The following is a 10,665-nucleotide window of genomic DNA, read 5'->3' on the forward strand; positions in this document are numbered from 1 at the left end:
ATCGCACACCATGACCCCTGCTGCACCAGCCACCGGCAAGCCGGCCGCCCACGGAGCGCCAGACGGCTCGCGCTTCCTGCAACGCTGGCTCGACGCCGACCCGGCCCGCCCTGCCCTGCTCGAGGACTTTGCCCGATTATCGCTGGCCGACGCCGACCTTGGCGCGGTACTGGCGCGCGAACAGGCCGCCGGCCTTCCGCTGCCGCGGGCCATGCGCCGCCTGCGCAACCTGTTAGTGTGCGCCATCATCCAGCGCGACCTCGACGGCCGGGCCAGCCTGGACGAGGTGGTCAGCGCCATGACGGCGTTTGCCGACTTCGCCATCCGCACCCATGTCCGCGCCCTGACGGATGAGCTGGTGGCCATCCACGGCATGCCGCTAGGTGAAGAATCCGGACGGCCCCAGCACCTGATCGTGCTGTCCATGGGCAAGGGCGGGGGCGGCGAACTGAACGTTTCGTCGGACATCGACCTGATCTTCGTCTATCCGGAGGATGGCGACACCGCCGCCGGCCCGGGGCAGCGCCAGCTGTCCAACCACGAATTCTTCGTGCGCCTGGGCCGCAAGTTGATCGCCGCCCTGTCGGAAGTCATCGAAGACGGCTTTACCTTCCGCGTAGATATGGCGCTGCGTCCCAATGGGAATTCGGGCCCGCTCGCCGCCAGCCTCAACATGGTCGAGGAATACCTCATTGTGCAGGGCCGCGAATGGGAGCGCTACGCTTGGGTCAAGGCGCGCGCGGTCACGGGCGCGCTTGAAGACATTGCCGCGCTGGACGCAGTGGTGCGCCCTTTCGTGTTCCGCCGCTACCTCGATTTCGGCGTGATCGATGCGATCCGCAACATGCACGCCCAGATCCGCGCCGAGGTCAAGCGCCAGGAGCGCCTGCACCCCGAGCGCAGCCACAACGTCAAGCTCGGGCGTGGCGGGATCCGCGAGATCGAATTCCTGGCCCAGGTCTTCCAGCTGATCCGCGGCGGGCGCGACCCGGCGCTGCGCGAGCGCTCGACCCGCAAGACCCTGCACCTGCTGGCCGAGCGCGAGCTGCTGCCGATGGAGGCCGTCGAGCGCCTGCTCGAGGCCTATACCTTCCTGCGCAACCTGGAGCACCGCCTGCAATACCTGGAAGACGCCCAGACCCACACCCTGCCCGCCAGCGAGGATGACCGCGCCATCGTGGCCCGCATGATGGGGCTGCCGGACGTCGCAACCCTGCTGGCGCGCCTGGACGAGCAGCGCAGCTATGTGGCCGCCCAGTTCGACGCGATCTTTGCCGACAAGCTGGAAACCGCCGATCCGGACCTGCCCTCGCTGGCCGACGACCCCGAGAACCGCGACGCCATCGCCGCCCGCCTGCTGGAGCTCGGCTACGACGACCCGGTCGGCGCCGCCACCCGCCTGGTCGCCACCTTGCAGGGCCCGCGCCTGGCCGCCCTGCCCGACGCCAGCCGCGCCCGCTTGCTGGCCCTGAGCGACGCGGCCCTTGGCCAGATCGCCACCGTGGTGGGTGAAGCCGGCATCGGCAGCCATGCCGCCACTTTGGGGCGCCTGCTCGACTTCTTCGAAGCCATCGCGCGCCGCTCGGCCTATCTGTCGCTGCTGACCGAATACCCGCATACGCTCGAGCGCGTGATCCGGATGATCAATGCCAGCGGCTGGGCCGCGACCTTCCTCACCGGCCACCCGATCCTGCTCGACGAACTGCTCGACGACCGCAACGAGGGCGCCGGCGACCCGGGTCAGCTGGCCCGGCTGGCCATCGACCTCGACGCCCAGCTGCTGGCGGCCGCCGGCGACACCGAGCGCCAGCTCGACATCCTGCGCGAGACCCACCACGCCCAGCTGTTCCGCCTGCTGGCCCTGGACCTGGCCGGCGAACTGTCGGTCGAGCGCCTGGCCGACCACCTCTCGGCCCTGGCCGACACCATGGTCGGCGCGACCATCAAGCACGCCTGGCGCGCCATTGCCAGCCGCCACCGCCAGGAGCCCCGCTTCGCCGTCATCGCCTACGGCAAGCTGGGCGGCAAGGAGCTCGGCTACGTGTCCGACCTCGACGTCATCTTCCTGTTCGACGACGACGACGAGATGGCGCCGTCCAACTACGCCAAGCTGGCGCAGCGCTTCATCACCTGGAACACCGCGCACACCGCGGCCGGCATCCTGTTCGACATCGACACCGCCCTGCGCCCGGACGGCGCCAGCGGCATGCTGGTGTCGTCCAGCGCCGCCTTCGAGCGCTACCAGGCCGGCAGCGCCTGGATCTGGGAGCACCAGGCCCTGACGCGCGCGCGTTTCTGCGCCGGCGACGCCGCCATCGGGGCGCGTTTCGAAGCGATCCGCGAGGAAGTGCTGCGCAAGGACAGGAGCGCCGACGAAGCCAGGCTCAAGGACGAGGTGCGCGCCATGCGCAAGCGCATGCGCGAGGCAGGCGCCAGCCGGGGCGACCTGTTCGACCTGAAGGGCGACCCCGGCGGCATGATCGATATCGAGTTCATCGTCCAGTACCTGGTGCTGCGCCATGCGGCCACCTACCCGCAGCTGACGGCCAACGTCGGCAACATCGCCCTGTTGCGCCTGTGCGGCGAGCTCGGCCTGATCGATCCGCCCCTTGGCGCCGCCGTGGCCGACGCCTACCGCGCCATGCGCAAGCTGCAGCACCAGGTGCGCCTGCAGGGCCAGGAAAAAGCCCGGGTCGAGCCCGCACTGCTCGGCAGCCACCCGGACAGCGTGCTGCGCCTGTGGCAGGCCTGTTTCGGCGACTGAGTGCCACCGATCCAGCCCGCACCGCCCTGGTGCGGGGGCACCGCCACCGCCCATTCCCCTCTGAAAAGCACTGTTGACGTGCACCCTTTGCCTGCTGACCTTTCGGTCAGAGATTTCCTTGCATTAACTGTTGTTTTTTGGACAGATATTACTCTTGAGCATATTGACACATATCAACCCCGAATGATCTGATATGGATGTGTATGTACTCAAGCAATATCGCTACCCGCGATGTGCCGGTCGCACAGGTTGCCACTTTTTAAAACAAGCCCGCTACCCCACCCCGGGTGGCGCGAGATGGAGAATTCATGCAACAACGTACCAAGATCGCCTTGGCGGTCGCCTTTGCCGTTCACTCGATGGCCGCCGTCGCGCAGGATGCAGCAGCGCCGCTGCAGCGCGTGGAAGTCACCGGTTCGCGTATCCGCCAGGTCGACCTGGAAACGGCCCAGCCGGTCCAGGTGATGACCCAGGAACAGATCCAGAAAACCGGCCTGGTCACCGTCGGCGACATCATCAACAACCTGTCGTCGGCCGGCTCGCCGTCGTTCAGCAAGGGTGGCGCCCTGACCTCGAACCGTGAAAACGGCGGCCAGTACGTCAACCTGCGCAACCTGGGCAGCCAGCGCCTGCTGGTGCTGGTCAACGGCAAGCGCTGGACCCAGTCCACCGCCGGCTTCACCGACATGTCGACCATCCCGTCGTCGATGATCGAGCGTATCGACATCCTGAAAGACGGCGCGTCGTCGATCTACGGTTCCGACGCGATCGCAGGCGTGGTCAACATCATCCTGAAGAAGTCGATGGAAGGCGGCCAGCTGAGCATCTACGCCGGCCGTAACGAGAAAGTTGCCGACGGCAAGAACAAGGACTTCTCGCTGAGCTACGGCGCGGGTAACGAGAAGGCCAACCTGATGTTCGGCCTGTCGCACACCGAATCGGGCGCAGTGTTCGCACGCGACCGCGAGAGCACCCGCTTCGCACGCGGCCCGAACTTCCCACTGGAAAACCTCGGCGGCGGTCCATGGGGCCGTATCCGCCAGGTCAGCGCCACTGGCGGCGCCACCGGCTTCGACAAGATCCTGAACCACACCGGCGACCAGAACGCAGCCGGCGTCGGCCAGGATTCGCGCAATCCGGCCAACTACCACGACGTCGCTGCCCTGACCCCGATCCCGGCCGACAACTGGAACACCACCCGGGACATGGTGTTCGCCATGCCGTCCAAGCTCGACACCCTGTTCACCAAGGGCGAAATCGAGCTGCCGTACGACATGCGCTTCGTCACCACCGCCATGTACTCGCAGCGCAAGAGCGTCTCGACCACCGCCGGCTACCCGCTGTCGTCCACCTCGCAGTCGAAGTTCCCGGTCTATATCGACAAGGACAACTATTTCAATCCGTACGGCAATCAAGTCGCCGGCGCCGGCCTGGGCCGCGACCTGTTCTTCTTCCGCCGCACCGTCGAAGTGCCGCGCGTGACCGAGAACGAGAACCGCACCCTGCACATCGACGCGACCCTGGAAGGCGACTTCGAGCTGCGCGGCCTGCCGTGGAACTGGAGCGCAGGCTACAACCACAGCAAGATCTCGGGCGGCACCATGGGTACCGGTAACCTGAACCTGCTGAACCTGAAGAAGGCCCTGGGCCCATCGTTCCGCAATGCTTCCGGTATCGTCCAGTGCGGCACCGCCGCAGCCCCGATCGCCATGGCCGATTGCGTACCGTTCGACATCCTGGGCGGCCCATCGGCCTCGACCCCGCAAGCCCTGAACTACGTCATGTCGGTCAGCGGCTACACCTTCGGCAGCAAGGTCGACAGCGCCACCGCCGACATCGGCGGCGAACTGTTCACCCTGCCAGCCGGCGCGGTCGGCGTTGCAGCCGGTATCGAACACCGTACCGTCACCGGTGAAGACCTGCCGGGCCAGTTCGAACGTTCGGGCTTCTCGACCGACCTGGCCGGCAACCCGACCACCGGCCGCTACACCGTGCGCGAGGCTTACGCCGAGCTGAACATCCCGGTCCTGAAAGGCCTGCCGTTCGTCGAATCGCTGAGCTTCAACGTGGCGACCCGCTACTCGGACTACAGCAACTTCGGTTCGACCAACAACAGCAAGTTCAGCTTCGTCTACCGTCCGATCAAGGACCTGCTGGCCCGCGGCACCTGGGCTGAAGGCTTCCGTGCACCGACCGTGGGCGATACCTTCGGCGGCGGCCAGCAAGCCTTCGACACCTACCTCGACCCGTGCGACACCGTGTACGGCGAAGCAGCCCGTACCCCGGCCGTGCTGGCACGCTGCAACAGCGGTTTCGGCGGCATCGGCGGCACCGCGGCGGGCTTCCGCCAGCGCGGCCAGACCGGCGCAGCCATCACCTCGAGCGGCGGCACCCAGACCGCGGTCCCGTTCAATGCGGGCGCCGGCAACAGCAACCTGCAGCCGGAAACCGCAACGACGCGTACCCTGGGCCTGGTGTTCAGCCCATCGTTCGTGCCGGGCTTCTCGGCAGCCCTGGACTGGTACAGCATCCAGATCGACAACCGCATCGTCGGCGTGTCGGCGAACTACATCCTGGGCGAGTGCTACACCCAGGGCCTGCCGAACTTCTGCCAGGGCATCCGCCGTGACGCAGCCACGGGCACGATCATCGACCTGGCGCGCGGCAACGCCAACCTGGGCCAGATCAAGACCGAAGGCGTCGACCTCGAGATGCGCTACCGCCTGCCGCGCTACTCGTTCGGCCAGTTCGGTTTCAAGAGCGAAACCACCTACCTGGACGAGTACTCGACCAAGAGCTCGGCCACTTCGCAGTGGATCGATTTCTCGGGCGAATACGACTTCCATCGCTGGAAGTCGAACTTCACGGTCGACTGGTCGCTGGGTAACTGGAGCGCGAACTGGGGTATGCGTTACCTGTCGCCGGTGCTGGACCAGTGCCTGAACATCCCGCGCGGCTGGGAATGCAATGCACCTACCACCTTCCGTGCAGGCGCGACTTCGGCTGGTGCAAACCGCCTGCCGTCGCTGACCTACCACGACCTGAGCGTCGGTTACAAGTTCCCATGGAACGGCAACATCCGTGTCGGCGCGAACAACGTGTTCAACAAGGCACCGCGCTTCACCGTGCTGGGCGCCGCATCGGCGACCTTCGTCGATGCCGACCTGCCGATCGATCGCTTCTTCTACGTTCGCTACAACCAGTCGTTCTAACGCAATTTAATTGCGGCAAAAACCCGTTCGGCGCAAGCCGAGCGGGTTTTTTACGTTTGAACCGAAGGATATGCATTCGTCAATGGTTAAATACAAAGGCGAGCGTAAACACACAAATTAGCAACACATACATAGTTTCTGGGCCGGTTCGATTGACAGGGAAACCTCCCAGATGATTCTATTGCCCACTTGAAAATAAGTTTGACGGAAACATCAGACTGTTTTTGCGTAGTCGCTCAGCGACCTTCCCTGTGGACTGCATCCAATTGCAGCCGCTTTTTCACCCCAAGGAGTTTTGCAACATGATGGAAACACTCTTGTCCCGTTCGATCCGCGCGATCTGCCTGGGCGGCATGACCCTCGGCATGACCGCCGCTATCGCACAGGAAGCCTCGGCTCCGCTGCAGCGCGTTGAAGTGACCGGTTCGCGTATTCGCCAGGTTGACCTGGAAACCGCCCAGCCGGTTCAGGTCATGAGCCAGGAACAGATCCAGCGGACCGGTCTCGTGACCGTCGGCGACATCCTGAACAACCTGTCGTCGGCCGGTGCGCCTGACTTCAGCCGCAGCGGCTCGCTGACCTCGAACGCAGAAGCCGGCGGCCAGTACGTCAGCCTGCGCAACCTCGGTTCGAACCGCCTGCTGGTGCTGGTGGACGGCAAGCGCTGGACCCAGACCGCGGCCGGCTATACCGACTTGTCGACCATCCCGTCGTCGATGATCGAGCGCATGGAAATCCTGAAGGATGGCGCCTCGTCGATCTACGGTTCGGACGCAATCGCAGGCGTGATCAACATCATCCTGAAAAAGAACATGGAAGGCGGCCAGCTGTCCCTGTACAAGGGTCAGTACGACGAGAAAGACGGTCGCAACACCGACTTCTCGCTGAGCTACGGCGCCGGCAACGACAAGGCCTCGCTGATGTTCGGCCTGTCGCACACCACGCAAGGCAAGGTTGGCACGCAAGCGCGTGACATCACCAAGACCAGCTACGGTCCGGACCACCCGTTCGATGGCCTGGGCACCTCGCCTTGGGGCCGCATTACCCCGGTCAACGCTGCGGGCAATGCGAACACCAGCGTGGCAAACGGAGGCTTCAACCGCATCCTGAACCACACCGGCTCGTTTGACGGCAAGGGCACCGGCGCCAACTCGCGCGACCCGAACAGCTACCATCCGTACACCAACGCGCCGGAAGACCGCTACAACTCGTCGCAAGACATGGACCTGCTGTCGCCGAGCCGCCTGGACACCCTGTTCACCAAGGGCGAAATCGCGCTGCCGATGGACATGCGCCTGAAGACCACCGCGATGTACTCGCAGCGCAAGTCGACCCGCACCATCGCCGGCTACCCGCTGCAATCGGCTTCGCAGGCCAACTACAAGGTCTACGTCGACAAGGACAACTACTTCAACCCGTACGGCAACCAGGTTGCCGGCGCCGGACGTGGCCAGGACCTGTACTTCTTCCGCCGCACCATCGAAATGCCGCGCGTTACCGACAACGAGAACCGCACCCTGCACGTCGATGCAGCACTGGAAGGCGACTTCACCTTCCGTGACCTGGCGTGGAACTGGAGCGCGAGCTACAACCACAACAAGGTTTCCGGTACCCAGGCCGACACCGGCAACATCAACCTGCTGAACCTGAAGAAGGCCCTGGGCCCATCCTTCCTGAACGCCGCCGGCCGCGTACAGTGCGGTACGCCAGGCGCACCGATCGGCTTCGCAGACTGCGTGCCGTTCAACATCCTGGGCGGCCCATCGGCCTCGACCCCGGAAGCGCTGGCCTACGTCAACACCATGGGCACCAAGACCTACGGTTCGACCATCAACAGCGCCAACGCCGACATCGCCGGCGAACTGTTCCAGCTGCCAGCCGGCGCGCTGGGCCTGGCTGTGGGTATCGAGCACCGCGAAGTCAAGGGCTACGACATTCCTGACCAGTTCTCGCAGTCGGGCTATTCGACCAACCTGTCGGGCCAGCCGACCGTCGGCAAGTACAGCGTGCGCGAAGCCTACGCCGAGCTGAACATCCCTGTGCTGAAGGCCATGCCTTTCGCAGAACTGCTGAGCTTCAACCTGGCAACCCGCCACTCCGACTACAGCAACTTCGGCGTGACCAACAACAGCAAGGCCAGCTTCATGTACAAGCCGGTCAAGGACGTGCTGTTCCGCGGTACCTGGGCTGAAGGCTTCCGTGCACCGACCGTGGACGACGTCTCCGGCGGCGGCTCGCAGTCGTTCGACACCTTCCTGGACCCATGCGACACCCGCTTCGGCGAAGCATCGCGCAACGCAGCCGTGCTGGCACGTTGCACCAGCGGTTTCGCCGGCACCGGCGCCACCACCGCCACCTACCGCCAGCTGGGCCAGGCAGGCGCCCCGATCACCAGCACCACCGGCACGCAGTCGCTGGTCGCCTTCAACTCGGGCGCCGGCAATGCATTCCTGACCCCGGAAACCGCTGTGACCAAGACCGCCGGCTTCGTGTACAGCCCGTCGTTCGTCTCGGGCCTGAGCATCGGCCTGGACTGGTACAACATCGCGATCGCCAACCGCATCACCGCGATCAGCGCGACCTATGTGGCCAATCAGTGCTTCCAGGAAGGCAACGCGAACTTCTGTTCCGTGATCAAGCGTGACCCGATCACCGGCCAGATCAACCAGCTGGCGCGCGGCAACGCCAATCTGGGCCAGATGGAAACCGAAGGCCTGGACCTGGCGATCAACTACCGCCTGCCACGCACCTCGTTCGGCCAGTTCGGCATCCGCAGCGAAACCTCGTACACCGACTCGTTCAAGACCCGCGCCGGTGCGGATGCGGATTGGCAAGAGTATGCAGGCGAATACTTCTACCACCGCGTCAAGTCGAACAACACCATCGACTGGTCGCAAGGCAACTGGTCGGCAAGCTGGGGCTTCCGCTACTTCAGCCCGGTCAAGGACCAGTGCTGGGACGTGGACGTCGAGTGCAACATGCCTGACTACGAAGCCAGCTTCGGTACCGGCGCCAACAAGCTCGGTTCGGTCACCATCCATGACCTGAGCGTCGGCTACAAGACCTCGTGGAACGGCCGCATCCTGTTCGGCATCAACAACGCCTTCGACAAGAAGCCACGTATCGCCTACAGCACCCAGGCTTCGGCTTCGGCTGTTGACGCGGACATGCTGCTGGACCGCTTCTTCTACGTGCGTTACAACCAGTCGTTCTAATGGTTCGGGGCCTCGCGGCCCTGTCCTGAAGAGCTGCTTGAGTGCCCGCCCGGCTTTGCCTGGCGGGCATTTTTACGTCCGGGCCCTGCCCGGCCGCGGCCGGCGCGGTATGATGGCGGTTTTGCTGGCGGCATCCACTGCCCGCCTGCCGCCTTTTGCACGCCTTATGACCATCAAACTCAAGAACGATAAAGACATCGCCAAGATGCGCGTTGCCGGCCGCCTCGCCGCCGAAGTGCTGGAAATGATCAAGGAACACGTGGTGCCGGGCGTGTCGACCGAAGAGCTCGACCGCCGCTGCCACGAATACATCCGCAAGGTGCAGAAGGCCACGCCGGCCAATGTCGGCTACCACGGCTTTCCCAAGACCCTGTGCACCTCGGTCAATGGGGTGGTCTGCCATGGCATCCCCAGCGAAAAAGAGATCCTCAAGGATGGCGACATCGTCAACATCGATGTCACCGTGATCAAGGACGGCTGGCACGGCGACACCAGCCGCATGTATTTCGCCGGCACCCCGCGCCCCGAGGCGCGGAAACTGGTCGACACCACCTACGAAGCCATGATGGCGGGCATCCGCGCGGTACGCCCGGGCGCCCGCCTGGGCGACGTCGGCCACGCAATCCAGAAGCTGGCCGAAGCGGCCGGCTATTCGGTGGTGCGCGAATACTGCGGCCACGGCATCGGCCGCGTCTACCACGAGGAACCGCAGGTGCTGCACTACGGCCGCCCGAACACCGGCCTGCTGCTCAAGGAAGGCATGACCTTCACCGTCGAGCCGATGATCAACCTGGGCGGCGCCGACGTCGACCAGCTGGACGACGGCTGGACCGTCGTGACGGTCGACGGTTCGCTGTCGGCCCAATGGGAGCACATGATCGCAGTGACCAGGAATGGCGCCGAGATCCTGACACCCTGGCCGAAGGGCTGAGGCGCCTTGGCCCGCGTCACCGACCGCCCTGAGCTGACAGCGCCAGGCTCGCAGCAGGCCGCCCCTGTCCTCGGGTGGATGGCATTCCGGCGCAGCCAGGCCGTCGGTGTGTCCGCCGCCGCCCACCGTGTGCCGACCAGAGGGGCGGGTTGGCAAGAACCTGCGCGATGTCGCGGCGTCGAGAATCGTTCTCTCCCGGAAAGATGGAACCGGGCGCGCCCGCACCTCCGAACGTTGGTGACCATGCGACCGGCCGAACCGAGGTTCAGGCGGTGGTTGACTTCCATGTCGATGCCCGACACGCGGGTTTTGTGCAGGTTCTCGTAACGGCGGAACAGCGCGGTGACCGGACCGGCCGGCCAGGCGTATGCACGTCATTTGCCTATACAGACAATGAAAGCGGCATAAAAAAAACCGGCCGAAGCCTAATGCCAGTCAGTTAAGCTGACTGGCATTTTTCATTGGAAACTTGGATCTGGGCTGTTTGACGACTCTTGGATAGGAACGCGTTCGCCGTTCCGGCAAGAGGTAGGCGCGTGCGTG

Annotated in this window: 4 protein-coding genes; all 4 read left to right on the forward strand. The window is 64.7% G+C overall.

Annotated elements, in window-relative coordinates; all coding sequences use genetic code 11:
* Positions 1-10: 10 nt before the first annotated feature.
* The 4 genes from glnE to map all read left to right on the forward strand — a co-directional run bounded on the left by glnE (position 11) and on the right by map (position 10,122).
* Positions 11-2,764: a bifunctional [glutamate--ammonia ligase]-adenylyl-L-tyrosine phosphorylase/[glutamate--ammonia-ligase] adenylyltransferase gene (glnE, locus tag AC56K1_RS22035; RefSeq protein ID WP_497159919.1), complete on the forward strand. Its 2,754-nt coding sequence runs from the start codon at positions 11-13 to the stop codon at positions 2,762-2,764.
* Positions 2,765-3,072: 308 nt separating this feature from the next.
* Entirely contained in the window at positions 3,073-5,976 is a 2,904-nt protein-coding gene (locus tag AC56K1_RS22040) for a TonB-dependent receptor domain-containing protein (protein ID WP_497159920.1), read from the forward strand.
* Positions 5,977-6,278: 302 nt separating this feature from the next.
* A complete protein-coding gene (locus AC56K1_RS22045) occupies positions 6,279-9,191 on the forward strand; it encodes a TonB-dependent receptor plug domain-containing protein (RefSeq protein WP_497159921.1) in 2,913 nt (970 codons plus the stop codon).
* Positions 9,192-9,357: 166 nt separating this feature from the next.
* Positions 9,358-10,122 carry a type I methionyl aminopeptidase gene (map, locus tag AC56K1_RS22050; protein ID WP_497159922.1) on the forward strand — a complete coding sequence of 255 codons (765 nt, stop codon included), beginning with the start codon at positions 9,358-9,360 and terminating at the stop codon, positions 10,120-10,122.
* Positions 10,123-10,665: the final 543 nt, after the last annotated feature.

The organism is Telluria sp. ZB4P37, from assembly GCF_059685855.1.

Bases quoted from the DNA above. Each gene is read 5' to 3' on its own strand.
- glnE (WP_497159919.1), top strand. From the start codon at position 11: ATGACCCCTGCTGCACCAGCCACCGGCAAGCCGGCCGCCCACGGAGCG.
- AC56K1_RS22040 (WP_497159920.1), top strand. From the start codon at position 3,073: ATGCAACAACGTACCAAGATCGCCTTGGCGGTCGCCTTTGCCGTTCAC.
- AC56K1_RS22045 (WP_497159921.1), top strand. From the start codon at position 6,279: ATGATGGAAACACTCTTGTCCCGTTCGATCCGCGCGATCTGCCTGGGC.
- map (WP_497159922.1), top strand. From the start codon at position 9,358: ATGACCATCAAACTCAAGAACGATAAAGACATCGCCAAGATGCGCGTT.